This window comes from Streptomyces sp. FXJ1.172 (assembly GCF_001636945.3).
GTDB lineage: Bacteria > Actinomycetota > Actinomycetes > Streptomycetales > Streptomycetaceae > Streptomyces.
In genome coordinates this window covers 6,763,455-6,786,306 of record NZ_CP119133.2, presented here as the reverse complement: position 1 = coordinate 6,786,306, position 22,852 = coordinate 6,763,455, and the positions used below count along the sequence as shown (strand labels likewise).

Sequence of the window (22,852 nt, the reverse complement as noted above, 5' to 3'; positions counted from 1 at the left end):
CGCGGCCCGTGCGCTCATGCCTTCACCAGCCCCTGCCGGGCCGCGCCGCCGAGCGCCAGGTAGACGTCCTCCAGGCTGGGCGTGGCGAGCGTGAAGTCGTCCAGGGCGGCGAAGGCGGCGCCACCGGTCACCGTGGCCACGACGGCGCGGGCCTCCTCGGGCGCGAGCCGGAGCGTCCAGCGCCGGCCGGACTCCGCCGCGCGCTCGCGCAGGGCTGCGACCTCGGGCACCTCCAGCGGCGCCCGCTCCCGCCACACCAGCTCGACCCGCACCTCGTCGGCGACCTGTTCCTTCAGCCCGGCGGGGGTGTCGCAGGCGATGACCCGGCCCTGGTCGATGACGGCGACCCGGTCCAGGACGGTCTCGGCCTCGATGACGTTGTGGGTGACCAGCAGCACGGTCGTACCGTGCTCGGCGCGCCGCCGGTCCACGGCCGCCCAGACCGCGCGCCGGGCCACCGGGTCCATGCCGGTGGTCGGCTCGTCCAGCACGAGCAGCGGCCGCTCGCCGACGAGGGCGGCGGCGAGGCAGGCGAGCCGCCGCTGCCCGCCGGACAGCTTCTTCAGCGCCCGCCCGGCGATCGGCGTGAGCCCCAGCTCCTCCAGCACGGCGTCCCGCTCGGCCCGTGCGGCCCGTACGTCGAGGCCGCGCAGGCGTCCGGTGGTCTCGGCGGCGAGGGAGACGGTCAGCTCGTCGAGCGCGGAGGACTCCTGACCGAGGTACGCGAGCAGGCGCGCGGCCCGCTCGGGGTGTTTCACGATGTCGTGGCCGAGGATCTCGACGCTGCCGGCGTCCGGCCGCAGCAGGCCGGTGAGCTGCCGTACGAGGGTGGACTTGCCGGCGCCGTTCGGCCCGAGCAGCCCGAAGACCTCGCCGCGCCGCACGGCCAGCTCGACCCCGTCGGTGGCCCGCACCTCGGGCGTGCCGGGGGTGCCGCGCCGTCCTTTGACGGCCGGATACGTCTTGGCGAGCCCGCGCACGCGTACGACCTCGTCATACCGAGGGGCCTGTACCGCGCGCGTATTCACAAAGGACGAGGGTACGGGGTCCGGGGCCTTTACTCGCCTTTGGGGCCGCCTACGGGGGTTCCGCCCGGGTTCAGTCCCCCGGCGGGCGCGGACTCCGGCGCCGCGGGTACGTCGATCTCCCGCCAGAAGCCCGCCCGGATGGCGTAACGGTCGTGCTCGTCGATCTGGTCGTCCTTGTGGGCGAGCAGCCCGAACCGGGCCGCGTAGCGCAGCAGCTCGCCGTCGATGCGGTGCGGGATGCGCGGGTACATCTGCGACAGCTTCTGCAGCTGGCTCTGCTCGCCGAGCCGGGCGATCCAGCGCCGGGCGAAGACCTGGCCCACCTCGTACGGGTCGCCGCCGACCGTGGTGATGTCCTCCTCCCGGTCCGCCCAGCGCTGCTCGGCCGTGGTGAGCTGGGCCAGCGTCGGCATGGCGGCGGCCTCGGGCGGCTCGGGGACCACGCCCGGGCGGTCCACCCAGCCCTTGTCGGAGGACCAGCGCAGGGTCGCGGTCGCGGGGTGCTGGACGGGCTGGGTGCCGGGGGCGCGCAGGGCGGCGAGGTCCTTCGGGGTGGGTACGCCCTTGGGTGCGGCGGCCCGCTCCTGGGTGCCGTTCTCGGTCGCGGCGGCCGGCGGCGCGGCCTGCTCGACGGGGCGTTCGGCCGCCGCGGCGAGGGCGGACTCGGGCAGGGGCGCGGAGAGGATCGCGGCGATCTCGGGGCGGGGGGCGGGCGGCGGGGCGCAGACGCCGCTCAGTTCCTTGGCGCGGACGGCATGGGTGATCCAGGCCCGGTCCAGCACCCGCCGCTCGTCGGCCTCGGCGACCAGGTCCTCGGACTGGTTGTAGTCGCCGTCGGCGGCCTGGACGGCCCACAGGTGGACAGCGACGCCGTGCTCCTTGGCGGCCATCATGCCGGGCAGCAGATCGCCGTCGCCGGTGACGAGGACGATGTCGGAGCAGGCACGGTTGCGGGCCAGCTCGGTCAGCTCGGCGTGCATGGCCGCGTCCACGCCCTTCTGTGCCCAGCGTCCGTCGCTGCGGGTGAGGGCGCCGAGCCGGACGGTGACCCGGGGCATCACCCGCAGCCGGCGGTGCTCCGGCTGGGGGACGCGGTCGGGGGCGCCGTCGAACCAGTAGATGCGCAGCAGCGGACGCTCGGTGTCCGACTCCGCCCGTTCGCGCAGCGCCTGGATCAGCGCGGTGTGGTCGACGGTGATCCGGGACCGCGAGGGCTCACCGGCGAGGAGGCTGGCGGCTGCGCCCAGCAGATACCCGGCGTCCACCAGGACGATGCAGCGGTCCACGCGACTCACCCTCTTCCCGGGAGGCTTTGCTCAAGGACTTCCTTCGAGTCTGCCCGACCTCGCGGGGGTTAACGGCCCGAACTCGATCTTCGGCGTGGCGTTTGCGGTGCGCGAGCGCCCACCCACCCTGTCACGCACGGTAATTATCCGAAATGCGCTGGATGTAAGCGTATGTGAATCTGGTCCCGGCTCTGGCCCCCAGATCCCCCACAGGAGGCAGATCACCATGGCCAAGAACAAGAAACAGGACCGAAGCCAGCAGCAGCGCGCCTCGCAGGCCGAGCACGGGCAGGAGCAGGTCCACAAGTCCTCGGCGGAGGCGCGGAGCGAGCAGCACCTCTCCCAGATGACGCCCGCGGACGTGGCGCGCAAGGGCCGGCAGAAGCGCTTCGGCCACAACTGACATCTGCATAAAGGGCACTTGAGCCCAGGCACATGACGAGGGGCGCACCCGCCGCGGGTGCGCCCCTCGCGTGCCTCCGCTCCCTGACCGCCGGGCAGGGGGCTCTCCCTGACCGCCGGGCAGTGGGCTTCGCTAGCCCGCCAGGCAGGACGGGCCGAGGAGGACCTTCAGGTCGCCGAACAGCGCCGGGTCGGGCTTGACCCGGTGCCGGTCCAGGCGCAGCACGGTGGTCTTGCGCGGGCCCTGCAGCTTGATGCGGACCTCGCTGTCGCCCTTGTGGTGGCTGAGGATCTCGCCGAGGCGGCTGACCATGGGCGGGGTGACCCTGGTGGCCGGAATCGTGAGGATCACGGGCGCGTTGGTGCCCGCGTTGGACAGGTCCGGGACCATCAGCTCCATGGCGACGAGCCGGGGCACGTCCTCGCGCTTGTCGAGGCGGCCCTTGACGAACACCACGGCGTCCTCGACGAGTTGGGTCGACACCAGCTGGTAGGTCGCAGGGAAGAACATGCACTCGATGGAGCCGGCGAGGTCCTCGACCGTGGCGATCGCCCAGGCGTTGCCCTGCTTGGTCATCTTGCGCTGCAGGCCGGAGATGATGCCGCCGATGGTGACGACCGCGCCGTCCGCGTGCTCGCCGCCGGTGAGCTGGGCGATGCCCGCGTCCGCCTTGTCGGACAGCACGTGCTCCAGACCGAAGAGCGGGTGGTCGGAGACGTACAGACCGAGCATCTCGCGCTCCTGGGCGAGCAGATAGGTCTTGTCCCACTCCTCGTCGGTGAACTGCACGTCGAGTCCGAAGCCGGGCTCGCTGCTGGTCTCCTCGCCCATGCCGCCGAACAGGTCGAACTGCCCCTCGGCCTCCTTGCGCTTGACCGCGACCACGTTGTCGATCATCGGCTCGTACTGGGCCGTGAGTCCCTTGCGGGTGTGTCCCAGGGTGTCGAAGGCCCCCGCCTTGATCAGCGACTCCGTGGTGCGCTTGTTGCACGCGACCGCCTCGACCTTGTCGAGGTAGTCGGGGAAGGAGGCGTACTTGCCCTTGGCCTTGCGGCTCTTGATGATCGACTCGACCACGTTCGTACCGACGTTGCGCACGGCCTCCAGGCCGAACAGGATCACGTCGTCGCCCTGCGCGGCGAAGTTGTGCACCGACTCGTTGACGTTCGGCGGGAGCACCTTGATGCCCATGCGGCGGCACTCGTTGAGGTAGATCGCCGACTTGTCCTTGTCGTCCTTGACGGACGTGAGGAGGGCGGCCATGTACTCGGCGGGGTGGTTCGCCTTGAGGTAGGCGGTCCAGTACGACACCAGGCCGTACGCGGCGGAGTGCGCCTTGTTGAACGCGTAGCCGGCGAAGGGGACCAGCACGTCCCACAGGGCCTGGATGGCTTCGTCGCTGTAGCCGTTCTTGCGTGCGCCGGCCTGGAAGATGGTGAAGTTCTTGGCCAGCTCGTCGGGCTTCTTCTTGCCCATCACCCGTCGGAGGATGTCGGCCTCGCCGAGCGAGTAGCCCGCGATGATCTGGGCGGCCTTCTGCACCTGCTCCTGGTAGACGATCAGGCCGTAGGTGACCGCCAGGACCTCTTCGAGGGGCTCCTCCAGCTCCTTGTGGATCGGCGTGATCTCCTGCTGCTTGTTCTTGCGCAGCGCGTAGTTCGTGTGGGAGTTCATGCCCATCGGGCCCGGACGGTACAGGGCAGACACGGCGGAGATGTCTTCGAAGTTGTCCGGCTTCATCAGGCGCAGCAGCGAGCGCATGGGGCCGCCGTCGAACTGGAAGACACCGAGGGTGTCGCCGCGCTGGAGCAGATCGAAGGTCTGCGGGTCGTCGAGCGGGAGGGCCAGGAGGTCGATGTCGATCCCCTTGTTGGCCTTCACCATCTTGACGGCGTCGTCCATGATCGTGAGGTTGCGCAGGCCCAGGAAGTCCATCTTCAGCAGGCCGAGCGACTCGCAGCTCGGGTAGTCCCACTGCGTGATGGTCACGCCGTCGGTGTGCCTCACCCACACCGGGACGTGCTCGGTGATGGTCTCGCTGGACATGATCACGCCGGCGGCGTGCACGCCCATCTGCCGGACCAGGCCCTCCACACCGCGCGCGGTGTCGATGACCTTCTTCACGTCCGGCTCGTTCTCGTACATCCCGCGGACCTCGCCGGCCTCGCTGTAGCGGGGATGGGAGGGGTCGGTGATGCCGGACAGCGGGATGCCCTTGCCGAGGACGTCGGCGGGCATGGCCTTGGTGATGCGGTCGCCCATCGCGTACGGGTAGCCCAGCACGCGCGCGGAGTCCTTGATCGCGTTCTTGGCCTTGATGGTGCCGTAGGTACCGATCATGGCGACCTTGTCGGCGCCGTACTTCTCGGTCACGTACCGGATCACCTCGACGCGCCGGCGCTCGTCGAAGTCGATGTCGACATCGGGCATCGAGATGCGCTCGGGGTTGAGGAACCGCTCGAAGATCAGGCCGTGCGGGATCGGGTCGAGGTCGGTGATGCCCATGGCGTAGGCGACGATCGAGCCTGCCGCGGAGCCCCGGCCGGGGCCGACGGCGATGCCGTTGTTCTTGGCCCACATGATGAAGTCGGCGACGACGAGGAAGTAGCCCGGGAAGCCCATCGAGATGATGACGTCCATCTCGTAGTCGGCCTGCTTCTGGCGGTCCTCGGGGATGCCGCCGGGGAAGCGGCGCTCCATGCCGCGGCGGACCTCCTCCTTGAACCAGGTGACCTCGGTGTAGCCCTCGGGGATGTCGAACTTGGGCATGAGGTCGCGCTTCTCGAACATGCCCTCGGTGTCGACCATCTCGGCGACCAGGAGCGTGTTGGCGCAGCCCTGCTGCCAGGCGTCCGAGGAGTCGATGGCGTACATCTCGTCCGTGGACTTCAGGTAGTAGCCGGTGCCGTCGAACTTGAAGCGGTCGGGGTCGGAGAGGTTCTTGCCGGTCTGGATGCACAGCAGGGCGTCGTGGGCGCCGGCCTCGTGCGCGTACGTGTAGTGCGAGTCGTTGGTGACCAGCGGGGGGATGCCGAGCTTCCTGCCGATCTCCAGGAGGCCCTCGCGCACCCGGTGCTCGATGTCGATGCCGTGGTCCATCAGCTCCAGGAAGTACCGGTCCTTGCCGAAGATGTCCTGGTAGTCGGCGGCCGCCTTGAGCGCCTCCTCCTCCTGGCCGAGGCGCAGCCGGGTCTGGACCTCGCCCGAGGGGCAGCCGGTGGAGGCGACGATGCCCTCGGACCACTGGGCGATGGTCTCCTTGTCCATCCGGGGCCACTTCTGCAGCCAGCCCTCGGCGTAGGCGTCCGAGGAGAGGCGGAAGAGGTTGTGCAGACCGGTCTTGTTCACCGCCCACATCGTCTTGTGGGTGTAACCGCCGGAGCCGGAGACGTCGTCCCGCTTCTGGTGCGGCTGGCCCCACTGGATCTTGCGCTTGTTGCGCCGGGACTCGGGGGCGACATACGCCTCGATCCCGATGATCGGGGTGATTCCGGCCTTCTTCGCGGAGTGGAAGAAGTCGTACGCCCCGTGGAGGTTGCCGTGGTCGGACATGGCGATGTGCGTCATGCCCATCTCGTTGCAGGCGTTGAACATGTCCTTGAGCCGCGCGGCACCGTCCAGCAGCGAGTACTGGGTGTGGACGTGCAGGTGCGTGAAGGGCGGCTTTGACACGGTATGGCCTCCAACGGAAACACTGGGGGACGGGCGGGCGGACGGTTCTGGGGTCAGCGTCGAAGTCTATGCCCCGGGACTGACACTCGCGGCGAGTCTCTGCGTACCTTCGTGCGGGAACCGGGCACTCCCGCGTGGCGTCGCCCGTTGGAGACGGCGGAAGCGCTGTCGTACCCGTTCATGCACATTCATGCACCGCACCAGGAGGCACCCAGCGATGTCGGTCCCCCAGCTCAGCGACGAGCAGCGCGGCGAGGAGATCCTCGCCGTCTTCGACACCGCCTTCGGCCGGCTCCTGGCCGCCGACCCGGCCGCGTTCCGGGTGAAGTTCCGGAAGATGGCGGCCTCGGCGTTCGCGTTCTACCGCGGCACGGCGTGCCTCTTCTACCACGACCTGAGCGCGAACCATGAGTTCGGTTCGAAGCGGGGCGGCCCGTTCCTGGACGACCGCACCTCGCGCGTGTGGATCCACGGCGACCTGCACGCGGAGAACTTCGGCACGTACATGGACGCGGGCGGCCGCCTGGTCTTCAACGTCAACGACTTCGACGAGGCCTACGTCGGCCCGTTCACCTGGGACCTCGAGCGCTTTTCGGCCTCGATCGCGCTCATCGGGTACGCGAAGGCGCTCAGCGACGAGCAGATCACCGAGCTGGTGCGGATCTACGCGCTCGCCTACCGGGAGCGCATCCACGCCCTGGCCACGGGCGCGAAGAGCGACGAGGTGCCGCCGTTCACGCTGGACACCGCGGAGGGCCCGCTGCTGGGCGCCCTGCGCGCCGCCCGTTCGCTGACCCGTTTCGAACTGCTGGAGTCGATGACCGAGATCCGCGAGTACGAGCGCCGCTTCGCGCCGGACGGCGGCGCCATCGAGCTGGACGCCGCGACCCGCTACAAGGTCCTGGCCGCCTTCGACGGCTATCTGGAGACCCTCCCCGACTCCTCGCTCTCCCGGCCGGACTCCTACCGGGTGAAGGACGTCGTCGGCCGCCGGGGCATCGGCATCGGCTCGGCGGGCCTGCCGTCGTACAACATCCTTCTGGAGGGCCACAGCGACGCCCTGGAGAACGATGTCGTGATCTACATCAAGCAGGCCCAGACCCCGGCCGTCTCCCGGCACATCACGGATCCGGCCATCGCCGGGTACTTCCAGCACGAGGGCCACCGCACGGTGATCTCCCAGCGCGCGCTGCAGGCGCACGCCGACCCGTGGCTGGGCTGGACCGAGCTGGACGGCGCGGGCCAGCTGGTCGCCGAGGTCTCGCCGTACGCCGTCGACCTGGACTGGAGCGACATCGACGAGCCCGAACAGATCGCGCAGGTCGTCGCCGACCTCGGCCGGGCCACGGCGGCGATGCACGCGGCGGCGGACGACCAGTCCGGCGAGTCCCTGGTGCCGTTCTCCACCGAGCGGGCCATCGACGCGGCGATCGCGGCCGACGAGGAGGGCTTCGCGCCCGTCCTGGTGGACTTCGCGCACAGGTACGGCGCACGCGCGCGTGCGGACCACCAGATCTTCGTCGACCTGTTCCGCAACGGCCGGATTCCGGGGCTGTAACCTTCCCGGACTCACAGGCACTCTTTAGGAGTCCCTTACTCGCGTACGTGCCACACTCTTGTTTCGCTATGGACATATCCGGGACCCAGCTCAGAGCCGTGCGCGCGGCGCTGTTCACGGCCTTCGTCGTGACGCTCAGCACCGCGTCGCACGTACTGCTGTCCCGGGCCCCGCTGCCGGCCGCGACGGTGGCGGCGGTGGCCGCCGGGGTCTTCGTCACCGCGTACGCGCTGGCGGGCCGTGAGCGGGGCTTCGGCCGGATCGCGGCCCTGCTGGTCCCGCTGGAGCTGACCGCCGACACGGTGTTCACCACCGGCCAGCACGCCTGCTACGGCCGGGCGGGCGGCCCGGTCGCGGGGCCGCTGCACGCGTTCGGCTTCGACGTGCTGTGCGACGGGCGGGTGGGCACCCCGCTCGCGCAGATGACCGGCGGCCCGGGCCGCTCGGCCGCGCTGCTCGCGCACGCCACCCCGGCCGCCGCCTGGCTGCTGCTCGCCGTGCACGTCGGCGTGGGCCTGCTGGCCGCGGCCTGGCTGCGCCGGGGCGAGCGGGCGCTGGCCCAGCTGCTGCGCGCGGTCGGCGCCACCGCTTCGACAGCGGTCCGGCCGCTGCTGCTGGCGGTCGCCGCGGTGGGCGTGCGGCGCCGGCCGGTCCGCCGGCTGCCCCGCCCCGCCCCGCGACCGGTCGTGGCCCGCGACCGGCTCCTCGTGCACTCCCTGGGACGGCGTGGACCGCCGTGCTCACCGGCATTCGCCTGAGCACGACCAACTCCCCCACACGTATCCCGCGTACGGCACGTGCGCGTCCCACATGGAGATCACACTATGAGCAAGCGGAACAGCCAGGCGGCGAAGACGGCGGCCCGGGAGCGGCTGCGCCAGGAGCGCGAGCGGCAGGCCAAGCGCGACAAGGCCAAGCGGCAGGTCGTCGTGGCCGCCTCGGCCGTGGCTGTGCTGGCCGCGGCCGGCGGCATAGGCTACGCCGTCGTCCAGGCCAACAAGCCCAGCTACTGGGAGAGCATGAAGACCGCCAAGGTCGTCGCGCCGGCCCACACGACGGGCACGAAGGGCACCACCGTCGTCATCGGCAAGGACAGCGCCAAGAAGACCCTCAAGATGTACGAGGACCCGCGCTGCCCCGTGTGCGCCCAGTTCGAGCAGAACGTCGGCTCGACCCTGAAGAAGGACATCGACGACGGCAAGTTCAAGTACCAGTACGTCGGCGCCACGTTCATCGACAGCCATGACAACGGCCAGGGCTCCAAGAACGCGCTGAGCGCCCTGGGCGCCGCGCTGAACGTCAGCGACGAGGCGTTCCTCGAGTACAAGTCCGCGCTCTACTCCGCGAAGTGGCACCCGGACGAGACGGACGACAAGTTCAAGGACGACAACTACCTCATCCAGGTCGCCGACACCGTCCCCGCGCTGAAGAACAACACGCAGTTCCAGAACGCGGTCAAGAAGGGCACCTACGACGCCTGGGCCATGGCGATGTCGAAGACCTTCGACGACAACAAGGACGGCGTGACCGGCACCCCGGGCTTCGTCGTGGACGGCAAGCAGCTCAACGGGGGCAAGGTGATCCTGACCGTGCCCGACTTCAACAACGCGATCGCCTCGGCCATGAAGGGCTGACGCCCCGTCAGGAACCGGCCGTCGAGTGAAGAGCGGGCGAACTTTCCAGGTTCGCCCGCTCTCTCGTTTGTACTGATCAGTAACATCTTCGGTCGTGACCAGTCGAAACCGATCATCCGAGGCGCGACGTGGCCTCGGCTCCCTCTCTCCCCGCCGCCGCACGGTCGTCAAGGCCGCGGCGGCGACCGCTGTTCTCGCGGGTCCGCTCGCCGCCGCCCTTCCGGCGCGCGCGACCGGCCAGGCCCCCGCCTTCCTGCACGGTGTCGCCTCCGGCGACCCGCTGCCCGACGGCATCCTGCTGTGGACCCGGGTGACCCCGGTCCCGGAGGCCGTACCGGGCTCCGGGCTCGGCCCGGACACCGAGGTGAGCTGGGTCGTCGCCAAGGACAAGGCGCTGACGGACGTCGTCGCCAAGGGCTCCACCACCGCGACCGCCGCCTCCGACCACACCGTCAAGGCCGACATCCGCGGCCTGGAGCCGGCCACCGACTACTGGTTCCGCTTCTCGGCCGGCGCCGCCGACTCCCCGGTGGCCCGCACCCGCACCGCACCGGCGGCGGACGCCGCCGTGTCCGGCCTGCGCTTCGGCGTCGTCACCTGCGCCAACTGGGAGGCCGGTTACTTCGCCGCCTACCGTCACCTCGCGAGCCGCAACGACCTGGACGCCTGGCTGCACCTCGGCGACTACATCTACGAGTACAAGTCCGGCGAGTACGCGGCCCGCGGCACGGTCGTGCGCCCGCACGCGCCCGCACGCGAGATCATCACGCTCGCCGACTACCGGACCCGGCACGGCAAGTACAAGACCGACCCCGACCTCCAGGCCCTGCACCTGAAGGCGCCGGTCGTGGCGATCTGGGACGACCACGAGTTCGCCGACAACGCCTGGTCGGGCGGCGCGGTCAACCACACCGAGGGCGCCGAGGGCACCTGGACCGCCCGCAAGGCGGCCGCCAAGCAGGCCTACTTCGAGTGGATGCCGGTCCGCCCCGCCATCGAGGGCACGACCTACCGCCGGCTGCGCTTCGGCAAGCTCGCCGATCTCTCCCTGCTGGACCTGCGCTCCTTCCGCTCCCAGCAGGCGTCCGCCGGCAGCGGCTCGGTGGACGACCCCACCCGGACCATGACCGGCCGCGCCCAGCTCAACTGGCTGAAGGCCGGGCTCAAGGCCTCCGACACCAAGTGGCGGCTGGTCGGCAACTCGGTGATGATCGCCCCGTTCGTCATCGGCTCCCTCACCGCCGACCTGCTGAAGCCGCTCGCCAAGCTGCTCGACCTGCCGCAGGACGGCATCGGCGTCAACACCGACCAGTGGGACGGCTACACCCACGACCGCCGCGAGCTGCTCGACCACCTGCGCTCGAACGCCATCGGCAACACCCTCTTCCTGACCGGCGACATCCACATGTCCTGGGCCAACGACGTGCCGGTGGACGCGGGCACCTACCCGCTGTCGCCGTCGGCGGCCACCGAGTTCGTGATCACCTCGGTGACCTCCGACAACCTCGATGACATCGTCAAGGTCCCCGAGGGCACGGTCTCCGCCGTCGCCGCGCCGCTCATCGAGGCCGCCAACCGGCACGTCCACTGGGTCGACACCGACCGGCACGGCTACGGCGTGCTGGACATCACCGCCGACCGCGCGCAGATGGACTACTACGTCCTGTCCGACCGCACCGACGCGAACGCGACCTCGAAGTGGGAGCGCTCGTACCGCACCCGCAGCGGCACGCAGAAGGTCGAGCGGACCTACGACCCTGTGTAGGGCGTACGGCTACGCGTTCTCCAGGCCGTCGAGGAAGCCGAGCGCCACCCGCCAGGTGGTCTCGGCGGCCTCGGCGTCGTAGTCCGGCAGTGCGGGGTCGGTGTACAGGTGTCCGGCCCCCGCGTAGCGGTAGACCTCCACGTCGGCGCCCGTCCGGCCCATCTGGAGATACCAGGCGCTCAGCCAGTCGTCCGTCTCGAACGGGTCCGGCTCGGCCACGTGCAGCTGCACCGGCAGGTCGTCCGCCCGCGCGTTCGGCGCGATGTCCGACGTGCCGTGCAGAAGCAGCAGCCCGCGCGCCTTGTCGTCGCCGAGGGCGAGGGTCTGGGCTATGGAGGCACCGAAGGAGAACCCGGCGTAGACCAGCCCCCGGTCCGAGTACGGCGCCGCCGCCAGCACGGCCCGCTTCAGCAGTTCGTCCTTGCCGGTGTCCTCCGTGTACTCCATGCCCTCCTCGACGGTGTCGAACGTGCGGCCCTCGAAGAGGTCGGGCGTCCACACCTCGTGGCCCGCCCCGCGCAGCCGGTCCGCGGCATCGCGCACCGCGGGCCTGAGGCCGTAGGTCGAATGAATGAGCATGATGTTCATGAGGCCATGGTGCCAGCCGGTGCGACGCCACCGGAGCCGCCGTGTCCTGGGACGGCACGAACTCACATGTTCATGCCCGCCGGGCACCGGTTAGGAGCGCAGGCATGGAAGACGCACTCCGCCCTGTGATCGTGATAGGCGCCTCGGTACTGATCACCGTGGCCATCGGGTGGGCCACCGACCGGCTGCTGCGCAAGGCCGACGAACGCGACCACGACTCTCCGCTGTGGGAGCTGCTGCGCCGCGCTCGCATCCCTTACCAGCTCGTGCTGTGCACCGCCCTGCTCCGCGGATCGTACGACCAGGCGAAGATGCTGGAACGGCACCAGGCCGGCATCGCCCGCGCCCTGACCCTGGTGCTGATCGGCTCCACCGCCTGGCTGGTGATCCGGATCGCCGCCGCGGTCGTCGAGACCACCTACAGCCGCTATGCGCGCGTCCACCAGGACGCGGCCCGGGTCCGCCGGGTGCGTACCCAGGTGGAGCTGATCATGCGGGTGGTCTCGGCGATCGTCATCGTCGTGGCGATCGCCTCCATGCTGCTCACGTTCCCGGCGATGCGTGCGGCCGGGGCCTCGCTGCTGGCCTCGGCGGGCATCCTCGGCATCGTCGCCGGTGTCGCCGCCCAGTCGACGCTGTCCAACATGTTCGCCGGGCTGCAGATCGCCTTCGGTGACATGGTGCGCATCGGCGACACGGTCGTCGTGGACGGCGAGTGGGGCACGGTCGAGGAGATCACCCTGACCTTTCTGACGGTACGGACCTGGGACGAGCGCCGGATCACCATGCCGGTGTCGTACTTCACCTCCAAACCCTTCGAGAACTGGTCGCGGGGCACCCCGGAGATGACCGGCACCGTCTTCTGGCACCTCGACCACAGTGCGCCCGTCGAGGAGATGCGCGAGAAGCTGCGCGACATCCTGCGCGAGTGCCCGGCGTGGGACGGCCGTGCCTACAGCCTGGTGGTGACGGACAGCACGCCGAACACCCTCCAGGTGCGCGCCCTGATGACCGCCAAGGACTCCGCCGACATCTGGACGGTACGGGTCGCGGTCCGCGAGCAGATGATCACCTGGCTGGTGCGGGAACACCGCTATGCGCTCCCCCGGGTCAACACCTCCGCCGCGGTGCTCCCGCCGCAACGCCTCCCCTCCCCCGACGGCACCTCTCTGCGCAAGGACCGCGAGCACCCGCGCACCGGCCGGGCCTGACCGGTCCGGTCGGGTCGGGTCCGGTCAGGTCCGCCGGCCGGGCTCGGCGTGGCGCCGGTCAGGGCGTCATTGCCCGCGTTCCGCGCCGCCGTTGACCTGGATCACCTGGGAGGTGACGTGCCCGGCGGCGGGCGAGGCCAGCCAGTGCAGCGTCGCCGCCACATCGCCCGGGGTCCCGGCGCGGCCGGTCAGTGTGTCGCCGACGAGTCTCGCCCGCCGGGCCTCGTCCATGGTGTCCCCGAAGAACTCGGTGTCCTCGACGAACCCCGGCGCGACCACGTTCACGGTGATACCGCGCGGCCCCAGCTGCCGGGCCAGGTCGTGCGCGTAGGGGTGCAGGCCCGCCTTGGCCGCCGCGTAGGCGCCGGTGCCCGAACCCCGGTAGGCGGCGATGGAACTGATGAAGAGCACCCGCCCGCCGGGCTCGGCGAGCCGGCTCTTCAGCGCTTCGGTGAGGAGCGCGGCCGTCAGCGCGTTCTGTCTGAAATTGACCGTCCAGTCGTGGGCCACCCGCTCCAGGGGGTCCTCGCTGCCGGACGGCGCCTCCAGATGTCCGGCGCCGCCCGCGCTGTGCACGAGCACGTCGACCGTGCCGAACTCCTCGGCGACGATGCGGGCCACCCCGCGGACCTGATCGGGCTCTGAGAGGTCTGCCGCACAGGTGAGCGCCCCGGGCACACCGGCCTTCTCCAGCACCTCGGCCCGCCGCCCGAGCAGCAGCACCCGGTCCCCGTCCGCCGCGAACGCCTGCGCGGTCGCCAGCCCGATGCCCGTACCGCCTCCACTGATCACGATGTTGCGCGTCATGATCCGAGAGTAGGCACGGACCGCCGGACGGTGCCGGAGTTTTCCACAGCTACGACACATTTGTACGACTGATAGGCCGCCCCTGTGCGCAAGTGCCTGCCCCGCCGGCCGCACGCCCCGCACACCGCACCGCAGGCTCGGCACACCGCACCGCGGGCTCGGCACACCTCACCGCAGGCTGCGCACGTCGAGATGGCGCAGCACCCGGTCCACGATCTCCGGGTCCGACCCCGGCTCGCTCCGCGCCGCCAGCACCTCGTGCCGTGCCGCGCTCATCATCTCGTTCTGGATGCGCCGGATGCGCCTGAGCCGCCTGGCCCGCTGGTGCTGAGCCTCCCGGCGCTCCTCCTCCCCCATGTCCGGGCTGATCCGGATGCCGATGTCGAAGGCGCGCCGCAGCATCTGCTCCGCCAGGTCCTCGGGCAGGTCCTCCACCTGCTCGATCTCCCGCAGCCTGCGCTTGGCCGCCCTCGCCGCGCGCACCGCCAGCTCCTTCTCGAACTCCTTCTCCCGTTCGGAATCGGCCCGCACCCCGAGCCGCTTGACCAGCCACGGCAGGGTGAGTCCCTGGAGCACCAGTGTGACGATGATGACCCCGAAGGCGATGAAGACGATCTCGTCCCGGTCGGGGAAGGGGGAGCCGTCCTCGGTCTTCAGCGGGACGGCCAGCGCCAGCGCCACCGAGGCCACGCCGCGCATCCCGGACCACCACATCACGACGGTCTCCCGCCAGCTGACCGGGATCTCCTCGTCGTAGTCGCGCCGCGCGTGCAGCCGTTTGGTCAGCCAGGTCGCGGGCAGCAGCCAGACCAGCCGTACGATGATCACCACACCCACGACGGCCGCGGCCCAGCCGAGCAGCTCGCCCCAGCGGCCCTGGGCCGTACGGATGGCGTTGTGCAGCTCGAGACCGATGAGCCCGAAGGCCACACCGGTGACGAGGGTGTCGATGATGTCCCAGAAGGTGTGCCCGGCCAGCCGGGTCATCACGTCGTCGGCGTCGGTGGCGTACTCGGCGAGGAAGAGCGCCGTGGTGAGCACCGCCAGCACCCCGGAGCCGTGCAGCTTCTCCGCCAGGACGTAGGAGGCGTACGGCACCAGCAGGGTCATGCCGATCTGCAGTGTCGGATCGCCCAGCAGGTCCATCAGCTTGTTCGCGCCCCAGCCGAGGACCAGGCCCACGGCAACCGCGACGACGGCGGACAGCACGAGGTCCAGGCCGGCCCGCCACGGCGAGAAGGTGCCGCTCACGACCGCGGCGATCGCCACGTGGTACAGCACGATGGCCGTGACGTCGTTGAAGAGGCCCTCGCCCTCCAGGATCGACACCAGGCGGCGCGGCAGCCCGAGCTGTCCGGCGACGCTGGTCGCCGCGACCGGATCGGGCGGGGCGATGAGCGCGCCGAGGGCGACGGCCGCGGCGATCGGCAGGCCGGGCACGATCGCGTTGGCGACGTACGCCACGCTCACCGTCGTCACGAACACCAGGGCCACGGCCAGCAGGAAGATCGGCCGGATGTTGGCCGCGAACTGCCGCCAGGAGGTGCGGCGTACGGCGGCGTAGAGCAGCGGCGGCAGCAGCCCGGGCAGGATCAGCTCGGGCGGGATGTTCACGTTGGGGACGAAGTCGGCCACCGCGAGGGCCCCACCGAACAGCGTCATCAGCACCGGCGACGGCACCCCGAACCGGTCCCCCACCGGAACGCTCACCAGGGCCCCGAGCAGCAGGATGAACAACAGGGCCAACTGATCCACGGCCGGCGCTCCGGGGGTCGACGATCACACGGCAGGTCTCAAGCCTGCCATCGGCGCACCGGGAGCGCGCGCCGCTACAGGGCCCGGCGCATCGCCCGGTGCGGCATGCCCGCGTCCGGGAACTCGAGGCCGTAGGCCACGTAGCCGAGGCGCTCGTAGAAGCCCAGTGCCTGGGTCTGGGCGTGCAGGTCCACCGCGGTGAGGCCACGCGCGCGTGCCGCGTCCTCGATGGCCCGCACCAGGGCCGCGCCGACCCCGAGCCCGCGCGCCGCCCGGGACACGGCGAGCCGCCCCAGGGAGCCCACCGACGCGTCCGCTCCGGTCTTCGCGACGGCCGGCCCGCCGTGCAGCAGCCGCCCGGTGCCGAGCGGCACACCGTCCTCGCGGACCGCCAGCACGTGCACGGCGCCGGCGTCGTAGGAGTCGTACTCGAGGTCCTCGGCGACGCCCTGCTCGCGCACGAACACCTCCTTGCGGACCGCGAAGCAGGCCTCGCGGTCGGCGAGGTCCTCGGCGACCCTGACGGCGTACGACGGCACGCTCACGCGTACGTCTCCTCGCGGACCTGGTCGAGGGCCTTCTGCAGGTCCTCGGGGTAGTCGCTCCCGAACTCCACCCACTGCCCGTCCGCGGGGTGCTCGAAGCCGAGCCGCACGGCGTGCAGCCACTGGCGGGAAAGGCGCAGCCGCTTTGCGAGGGTCGGGTCGGCGCCGTAGGTGAGGTCGCCGACGCAGGGGTGGCGGTGGGCGGACATGTGGACGCGGATCTGGTGGGTGCGGCCGGTCTCCAGCTTCACGTCGAGCAGCGAGGCGGCGCGGAACGCCTCGAGGAGGTCGTAGTGGGTCACGGAGGGCTTGCCGTCGGCCGTGACCGCCCACTTGTAGTCGTGGTTCGGGTGGCGGCCGATGGGGGCGTCGATGGTGCCGCTCGTCGGGTCCGGGTGGCCCTGGACCAGGGTGTGGTAGCGCTTGTCGACCGTGCGCTCCTTGAACTGGCGCTTGAGCGAGGTGTACGCCCGCTCCGACTTGGCGACCACCATCAGGCCGGAGGTGCCGACGTCCAGACGGTGCACGATGCCCTGGCGCTCGGCGGCCCCGGAGGTGGAGATCCGGTAGCCCGCCGCGGCAAGGCCGCCGATGACGGTGGGGCCGCTCCAGCCGGGCGAGGGGTGCGCGGCCACGCCGACCGGCTTGACGATCACGACCACGTCACCGTCGTCGTACACGATCTCCATGCCCTCGACCGGCTCGGCGACCACCTGCACCGGCGCGGGCGCCTGCGGCATCTCGACCTCGAGCCAGGCGCCGCCGTGCACGCGCTCGGACTTGCCGACCACCGCGCCGTCGACCTGCACCTTGCCGGCTGCGGCCAGCTCGGCCGCCTTCGTGCGGGAGAAGCCGAACATGCGGGAGATGGCGGCGTCGACACGCTCGCCCTCCAGGCCGTCGGGCACGGGCAGGGTACGGATCTCGGGAATCGTGCTCACCCGTCGAGTATGCCGGACGGCCCGGACCGCCCCGAACGTGCCTGTGGACAACTCCGGGCGGCGCCGTCAGTCCTTGTGGATCGTGCCGTCCGGGTCCAGGCCGCGGAAGGACAGCAGCACGATCAGGATGCCGCCGCACACGATCGCCGAGTCGGCCAGGTTGAACACCGCGAAGCCCTTCGGGGCGATGAAGTCCACGACCTCGCCCTCGAAGATCCCGGGCGAGCGGAAGATCCGGTCGGTGAGGTTGCCGAGCGCGCCGCCGAGCAGCAGGCCGAGGGCGATCGCCCAGGGGAAGCTGTACAGCTTGCGGGCGAGGCGGATGATCACCACGATCACCGCCGCGGCGATCAGCGTGAAGATCACCGTGAACGCGGCCCCGAAACCGAAAGCGGCGCCCGGATTGCGGATGGCGTGCAGCTCCAGCAGCTCTCCCACCAGCTTGATCGGCTCGTGGCCCTCCAGCTTGGCGACCACGAGCGTCTTGCTGATCAGATCGAGGGCGTACGCGAACGCGGCCACCGCGAACAGCACCGCGATCCGGCGCCCGCGGCCGTCCCGCACCTGCGCCGGGGCCTTCGGCCGGTCCTCGCCGGTCGCACCGGTCGCACCGGTCGCGGCGGACGCACCGGAGCCCGCCGGCGCTCCGGCCGCCGCCGTCCGCTCGCCGCTGTCGTCCGGGGTCTTTGGCGTACCGATGATGCGCTCCGCCTCTGCCACGTGAGTCCCTCAACCTAGGTGCCTGACTGAGGACGAGGGTACGGCACGCCCGCCCGGCCCCTCACGCTCAGGAGCGACGTTCCTGCTTCTGCTTGCACTCCACGCACAGGGTGGCCCGGGGGAAGGCCAGCATCCGGGCCTTGCCGATGGGGTTGCCGCAGTTCTCGCACAGCCCGTAGGTGCCCGCGTCCAGCCGTTCCAGGGCGTGCTCGTTCTGGATCAGCATCTCGCGCGCGTTGGCGGCGAGCGCCAGCTCGTGTTCGCGCGTGATGTTCTTGGTCCCGGTGTCGGCCTGGTCGTCGCCCGCGCCGTCCCCGGAGTCCCGCATCAGTCCGACGAGGGACGCCTCGGAGGAGCTGATCTCGGCGCGCAGCCGCTCCACCTCGGACTGCAGCTCGGCACGGGCCTCCGCGACCTCTTCCGGGGTCCAGGGGGCCTCGCCGGGGCGCACCGCCAGCTCACCGGGCTCCGCCGCGGCGATCCGTGCCTTGGGAACGGCGCTCTGTTCGGCCGTGGCCGTGCCAGGAGTCTTCTTCGCAACCACTGTCGTGGCTCCCGTCTGCTTCGCGGCCCGCGCCGCGCCCGCTTTCTTGGCCGTGCTCTTCCCGGCCGCCTCCGTGGAGACGCCCGCGGCGGCCGCCTTCTTCCTCGCGCCGGCCTTCTTCCCGGCCCGCTCCTCGACGGCCGTCTCCTCCACCGCCACCCCCTTCACCGAAGCCTTCTTCCCGGCTCTCTTCCCGGCAGCCCTCTCGGCCGCCGGCTCCTCGACCGCCGTCTGCTTCGCGGCCGTCTTCTTCGCGGTCTTCCTCTTCGAGGCTTTCGCCGCCGTCGCGACCTCCGTGGCGTCCACGACCTCCGTGGCGTCGACGGCCTCCGCGCCCTTCGCGGCCTTCACGGCCTGCGCGGCCTCGGCAGTCTTCGTCGCGGGTTCCGTCGCGGATTCCGCCGCGGTCTTCGCGATGACCTTCTTCGCAGCGGCCTTCCCGGCCGGAGCCTTCTTGGCAGCCGCCTTCTCGGCCGGTGCCTTCTTGGCCGGTGCGCTGTTGACCGGCGCCTTCCTCGCAGCCGTTTTCCGCGCAGCCGTCTTCTTGGCGGCCGTGCCCTTCGCGGCCGCCTCCCCCGCGGCCGTGCCGCTGGCCCGGCCGGTCGACGGCTGCTGTACGGCGGTCTTTTTCGCCACCATGGCCGCGGCCCCTTCACATATTGTGATCTTGCTCGCGAATCGTGCTGGGACGATAAATCGACTTGAGTCCCGCGGCAACGGGGCACACCGCCCGATTCGCCCGCCCGCACCCCCCGAGCAGCGGGCCTGCATCCGTTGTGCCCAGCTCCCCGCCGGGTAATCCGCCAGGACGGTCCGGGCCGCAGGCGCACACGCCTGCCCTCGCCATTCGGGTCATCCCGCCCGGTCACGAGGCGTACGGCCCCGCTCGGCGGAAATCCGGTCAGCCGCTGTCCGCCCGGCGCCGTACACTGGGCGGAGCGAGAAGCGTGGATGGGGACGAGTAGCGGCGTACGCAGCCCAGAGCGACCCGGGGACGGTGTGAGCCCGGGGGCGAGCGCGACGTGAAGATCACCCCGGAGCCGCCGGAAGAAAGCCACAGCCACCGGGCCAGGGCGAGTAGAACCGGCTTCGCGACCCCAATGAGGGGGCTCACCGGAGCGTAGGCAGCGCCGGCGGGCCAAGGAGGGTGGTACCGCGGGAGCGCGCCGCACACGGCGTAGACAGGAACGAAGGCTCTCGTCCCTCCGACGGAAGGCAGCAAGTCCGTTGGAGGATGCTCGCAGATGACAGCGCCGACGTACCGCCAGGTGCCCGCACAGGTCGACCTGCCCGCTCTTGAGCACGCCGTGCTCGACTTCTGGCGCGAGCAGAAGATCTTCGCCAAGAGCCTGGAGCAGTCCGAGGGCCGCCCCGAGTGGGTGTTCTACGAGGGCCCGCCCACCGCGAACGGCATGCCCGGCGCCCACCACATCGAGGCACGCGTCTTCAAGGACGTCTTCCCCCGCTTCCGCACCATGCGCGGCTACCACGTGGCCCGGAAGGCCGGCTGGGACTGCCACGGCCTGCCCGTGGAGCTGACCGTCGAGAAGGAGCTGGGCTTCTCCGGCAAGCAGGACATCGAGGCGTACGGCATCGCCGAGTTCAACGCCAAGTGCCGCGAGTCGGTCCTGCGGCACACCGACGCCTTCGCCGAGCTGACGACCCGCATGGGCTACTGGGTCGACCTGGACGACGCCTACCGCACCATGGACCCCGAGTACGTGGAGTCCGTCTGGTGGTCGCTGAAGGAGATCTTCGGCAAGGGGCTCCTCGTCCAGGACCACCGGGTCGCGCCCTGGTGCCCGCGCTGCGGCACCGGCCTGTCCGACCACGAGCTGGCGCAGGGCTACGAGACGGTCGTCGACCCGTCCGTGTACGTCCGTTTCCCGCTCACCTCCGGTCCGCTCGCCGGCGAGGCCGCGCTCCTGGTGTGGACGACGACCCCCTGGACCCTGGTGTCCAACACGGCGGTCGCCGCGCACCCGGAGGTCACCTACGTCGTCGCGGCCAACGGTGCGGAGAAGCTCGTCGTCGCCGAGCCGCTCGTCGCCAAGGCGCTCGGCGAGGGCTGGGAGACCACGGGCCAGACCTTCACCGGCGCCGAGATGGAGCGCTGGACGTACCGGCGTCCGTTCGAACTCGTGGAGTTCCCGGAGCCGGCGCACTACGTGGTGAACGCCGAGTACGTCACCACCGAGGACGGCACGGGTCTGGTCCACCAGTCCCCCGCCTTCGGTGAGGACGACCTCAAGGTCTGCCGCTCCTACGGCCTGCCCGTGGTCAACCCGGTCCGCCCGGACGGCACCTTCGAGGAGGACGTCCCGCTGGTCGGCGGCGTCTTCTTCAAGAAGGCGGACGAGAAGCTCACCGAGGACCTCCAGCAGCGCGGTCTGCTCTTCAAGCACATCCCGTACGAGCACAGCTACCCGCACTGCTGGCGCTGCCACACCGCGCTGCTCTACTACGCACAGCCCTCCTGGTACATCCGCACGACGGCGATCAAGGACCGTCTCATCCAGGAGAACGAGAAGACCAACTGGTTCCCGGACACGGTCAAGCACGGCCGGTACGGCGACTGGCTGAACAACAACATCGACTGGGCGCTGTCCCGCAACCGCTACTGGGGCACCCCGCTGCCGGTCTGGCGCTGCGAGGACGACCACCTCACCTGTGTCGGCTCCCGCGCGGAGCTGACCGAACTGACCGGCACCGACCAGTCGAACCTGGACCCGCACCGGCCGTACATCGACGAGGTCACCTTCGCCTGCCGCCACGACGGCTGCGGCAAGACGGCCACGCGCGTGCCGGAGGTCATCGACGCCTGGTACGACTCGGGTTCGATGCCGTTCGCGCAGTGGGGCTACCCGTACAAGAACAGGGAGCTGTTCGAGAGCCGGTACCCGGCGCAGTTCATCTCCGAGGCGATCGACCAGACCCGCGGCTGGTTCTACACGCTGATGGCCATCGGCACGCTGGTCTTCGACAAGTCGTCGTACGAGAACGTCGTCTGCCTCGGCCACATCCTGGCCGAGGACGGCCGCAAGATGTCCAAGCACCTGGGCAACATCCTGCAGCCGATCCCGCTCATGGACGCCAACGGCGCCGACGCGGTGCGCTGGTTCATGGCGGCCGGCGGTTCCCCGTGGGCGGCCCGCCGGGTGGGCCACGGCACCATCCAGGAGGTCGTCCGCAAGACCCTGCTGACGTACTGGAACACGGTCGCCTTCCAGGCGCTGTACGCCCGGACGTCGCAGTGGGCGCCCAGCACGGCGGACCCGGCCCCGGCCGAGCGCCCGCTGATCGACCGCTGGCTGCTGTCCGAACTGCACGCCCTCACCGACCAGGTGACCCAGGCGATGGAGGCGTACGACACCCAGCGTGCCGGCAAGCTGCTGTCCGCGTTCGTCGACGACCTGTCCAACTGGTACGTCCGCCGCTCGCGCCGCCGCTTCTGGCAGGGCGACAAGGCCGCGCTGCGCACGCTGCACGAGGTGCTGGAGACGGTCACCAAGCTGATGGCGCCGATCACCCCGTTCATCACCGAGCGAGTGTGGCAGGACCTGATCGTGCCGGTGACCCCGGGCGCGCCGGAGTCGGTGCACCTGGCCGCCTGGCCGCAGGCGGACCTGTCGGCGATCGACCCGGAGCTGTCGAAGCAGATGGTCCTGGTCCGCCGGCTGGTGGAGCTGGGCCGTGCCACACGCGCGGAGTCGGGCGTCAAGACGCGTCAGCCGCTGTCCCGCGCGCTGATCGCCGCGGCCGGTTTCGAGTCCCTGGACCCGGAGCTGCACACCCAGATCACCGAGGAGCTGAACGTCTCCTCGCTGGCCTCACTCGCCGAGGTGGGCGGCTCGCTGGTGGACACCACCGCCAAGGCCAACTTCCGTGCGCTCGGCAAGCGGTTCGGCAAGCGGGTGCAGGACGTGGCGAAGGCGATCGCGAACGCGGATGCCGCCGCGCTGTCCCTCGCGCTGCGTGAGGGCAGGGCGTCGGTGGAGGTCGACGGTGAGACGGTCGCCCTCGCCCCGGACGAGGTGATCATCACCGAGACCCCGCGCGAGGGCTGGTCGGTGGCGTCCGACTCCGGTGCCACGGTGGCGCTGGACCTGGAGATCACCGAGGAGCTGCGGCAGGCGGGCCTGGCCCGTGACGCGATCCGGCTGATCCAGGAGGCACGCAAGAACAGCGGCCTGGACGTGGCCGACCGGATCGCGCTGCGCTGGGCGTCGACCGACCCTGCGGTGGCCGCCGCGCTGGCCGAGCATGCCGGACTGATCGCCGACGAGGTCTTGTCGACGGACTTCCAGCAGGGTGCGGCCGACGACAGCTTCGGTGAGCCGTTCACCGACGAGGGGCTGTCCCTCACGTTCCGGCTGCGGAAGGTGTAAGCGCCGG

17 protein-coding genes are annotated in these 22,852 nt (G+C 70.7%); 7 read left to right on the top strand and 10 right to left on the bottom strand.

What is annotated here, in order from left to right; genetic code table 11:
* Positions 1-14: 14 nt before the first annotated feature.
* Both A6P39_RS30425 and A6P39_RS30420 read right to left on the bottom strand, forming a co-directional pair.
* The gene (locus tag A6P39_RS30425; protein ID WP_079133244.1) at positions 15-1,028 is read right to left on the bottom strand and encodes an ABC transporter ATP-binding protein; all 1,014 of its coding nucleotides are present in this window, start codon (positions 1,026-1,028) and stop codon (positions 15-17) included.
* Positions 1,029-1,057: 29 nt separating this feature from the next.
* Entirely contained in the window at positions 1,058-2,314 is a 1,257-nt protein-coding gene (locus A6P39_RS30420; RefSeq protein ID WP_067042643.1) for an NYN domain-containing protein, read from the bottom strand.
* A gap of 226 nt (positions 2,315-2,540) precedes the next feature.
* Here A6P39_RS30420 and A6P39_RS30415 point away from each other — a divergent pair, with 226 nt between their 5' ends.
* Positions 2,541-2,717, top strand: a complete 177-nt coding sequence (locus A6P39_RS30415) for a hypothetical protein (RefSeq protein WP_199840741.1) — start codon at positions 2,541-2,543, stop codon at positions 2,715-2,717.
* Between the two features lie 132 nt (positions 2,718-2,849).
* Here A6P39_RS30415 and dnaE read toward each other — a convergent pair whose 3' ends face one another.
* A complete protein-coding gene (dnaE, locus tag A6P39_RS30410; RefSeq protein WP_067042640.1) occupies positions 2,850-6,389 on the bottom strand; it encodes a DNA polymerase III subunit alpha in 3,540 nt (1,179 codons plus the stop codon).
* Between the two features lie 217 nt (positions 6,390-6,606).
* Between dnaE and A6P39_RS30405 the strand changes: the two genes are divergently transcribed.
* The 4 genes from A6P39_RS30405 to A6P39_RS30390 all read left to right on the top strand — a co-directional run bounded on the left by A6P39_RS30405 (position 6,607) and on the right by A6P39_RS30390 (position 11,346).
* Positions 6,607-7,947, top strand: a complete 1,341-nt coding sequence (locus A6P39_RS30405; RefSeq protein WP_067042636.1) for a DUF2252 domain-containing protein — start codon at positions 6,607-6,609, stop codon at positions 7,945-7,947.
* Positions 7,948-8,015: 68 nt separating this feature from the next.
* Positions 8,016-8,705 (top strand): hypothetical protein, encoded by a 690-nt coding sequence (locus tag A6P39_RS30400; RefSeq protein WP_067042632.1) that lies wholly within the window; start codon positions 8,016-8,018, stop codon positions 8,703-8,705.
* A gap of 66 nt (positions 8,706-8,771) precedes the next feature.
* The gene (locus A6P39_RS30395; protein WP_067042630.1) at positions 8,772-9,581 is read left to right on the top strand and encodes a thioredoxin domain-containing protein; all 810 of its coding nucleotides are present in this window, start codon (positions 8,772-8,774) and stop codon (positions 9,579-9,581) included.
* A 94-nt stretch (positions 9,582-9,675) separates the two neighbouring features.
* On the top strand, positions 9,676-11,346 hold the full coding sequence (locus A6P39_RS30390) for an alkaline phosphatase D family protein (protein WP_067042627.1): 1,671 nt from the start codon (positions 9,676-9,678) through the stop codon (positions 11,344-11,346).
* A 9-nt stretch (positions 11,347-11,355) separates the two neighbouring features.
* Here A6P39_RS30390 and A6P39_RS30385 read toward each other — a convergent pair whose 3' ends face one another.
* Complete coding sequence (locus tag A6P39_RS30385; RefSeq protein WP_067042623.1) at positions 11,356-11,934, bottom strand: dienelactone hydrolase family protein; 579 nt, start codon at positions 11,932-11,934, stop codon at positions 11,356-11,358.
* A gap of 104 nt (positions 11,935-12,038) precedes the next feature.
* Between A6P39_RS30385 and A6P39_RS30380 the strand changes: the two genes are divergently transcribed.
* Positions 12,039-13,145, top strand: coding sequence for a mechanosensitive ion channel family protein (locus A6P39_RS30380; protein ID WP_067042620.1), 1,107 nt, complete (start codon positions 12,039-12,041; stop codon positions 13,143-13,145).
* A 66-nt stretch (positions 13,146-13,211) separates the two neighbouring features.
* On the opposite strand, the gene A6P39_RS30375 is transcribed toward A6P39_RS30380, so the two are convergent.
* The 6 genes from A6P39_RS30375 to A6P39_RS30350 form a co-directional block, all read right to left on the bottom strand.
* Positions 13,212-13,952, bottom strand: coding sequence for an SDR family NAD(P)-dependent oxidoreductase (locus A6P39_RS30375; protein WP_067042617.1), 741 nt, complete (start codon positions 13,950-13,952; stop codon positions 13,212-13,214).
* Between the two features lie 168 nt (positions 13,953-14,120).
* The gene (locus A6P39_RS30370; RefSeq protein WP_067042613.1) at positions 14,121-15,707 is read right to left on the bottom strand and encodes a Na+/H+ antiporter; all 1,587 of its coding nucleotides are present in this window, start codon (positions 15,705-15,707) and stop codon (positions 14,121-14,123) included.
* 74 nt (positions 15,708-15,781) lie between these two features.
* Complete coding sequence (locus A6P39_RS30365) at positions 15,782-16,252, bottom strand: GNAT family N-acetyltransferase (protein ID WP_067042611.1); 471 nt, start codon at positions 16,250-16,252, stop codon at positions 15,782-15,784.
* The gene (locus A6P39_RS30360; RefSeq protein WP_067042608.1) at positions 16,249-17,193 is read right to left on the bottom strand and encodes an RluA family pseudouridine synthase; all 945 of its coding nucleotides are present in this window, start codon (positions 17,191-17,193) and stop codon (positions 16,249-16,251) included. Before A6P39_RS30360 ends, A6P39_RS30365 begins: the two co-directional genes overlap by 4 nt.
* A 66-nt stretch (positions 17,194-17,259) precedes the next feature.
* Positions 17,260-17,913, bottom strand: a complete 654-nt coding sequence (gene lspA, locus A6P39_RS30355) for a signal peptidase II (protein WP_067042605.1) — start codon at positions 17,911-17,913, stop codon at positions 17,260-17,262.
* Between the two features lie 67 nt (positions 17,914-17,980).
* Positions 17,981-19,096: a TraR/DksA family transcriptional regulator gene (locus A6P39_RS30350; protein WP_067042602.1), complete on the bottom strand. Its 1,116-nt coding sequence runs from the start codon at positions 19,094-19,096 to the stop codon at positions 17,981-17,983.
* A gap of 605 nt (positions 19,097-19,701) precedes the next feature.
* Here A6P39_RS30350 and ileS point away from each other — a divergent pair.
* The gene (gene ileS, locus A6P39_RS30345; RefSeq protein WP_067042599.1) at positions 19,702-22,845 is read left to right on the top strand and encodes an isoleucine--tRNA ligase; all 3,144 of its coding nucleotides are present in this window, start codon (positions 19,702-19,704) and stop codon (positions 22,843-22,845) included.
* Positions 22,846-22,852 lie beyond the last annotated feature (7 nt).

Bases quoted from the DNA above. Each gene is read 5' to 3' on its own strand.
- A6P39_RS30415 (WP_199840741.1), top strand. From the start codon at position 2,541: ATGGCCAAGAACAAGAAACAGGACCGAAGCCAGCAGCAGCGCGCCTCG.
- A6P39_RS30405 (WP_067042636.1), top strand. From the start codon at position 6,607: ATGTCGGTCCCCCAGCTCAGCGACGAGCAGCGCGGCGAGGAGATCCTC.
- A6P39_RS30400 (WP_067042632.1), top strand. From the start codon at position 8,016: ATGGACATATCCGGGACCCAGCTCAGAGCCGTGCGCGCGGCGCTGTTC.
- A6P39_RS30395 (WP_067042630.1), top strand. From the start codon at position 8,772: ATGAGCAAGCGGAACAGCCAGGCGGCGAAGACGGCGGCCCGGGAGCGG.
- A6P39_RS30385 (WP_067042623.1), bottom strand. From the start codon at position 11,934: ATGAACATCATGCTCATTCATTCGACCTACGGCCTCAGGCCCGCGGTG.
- A6P39_RS30380 (WP_067042620.1), top strand. From the start codon at position 12,039: ATGGAAGACGCACTCCGCCCTGTGATCGTGATAGGCGCCTCGGTACTG.
- A6P39_RS30375 (WP_067042617.1), bottom strand. From the start codon at position 13,952: ATGACGCGCAACATCGTGATCAGTGGAGGCGGTACGGGCATCGGGCTG.
- A6P39_RS30350 (WP_067042602.1), bottom strand. From the start codon at position 19,096: ATGGTGGCGAAAAAGACCGCCGTACAGCAGCCGTCGACCGGCCGGGCC.
- ileS (WP_067042599.1), top strand. From the start codon at position 19,702: ATGACAGCGCCGACGTACCGCCAGGTGCCCGCACAGGTCGACCTGCCC.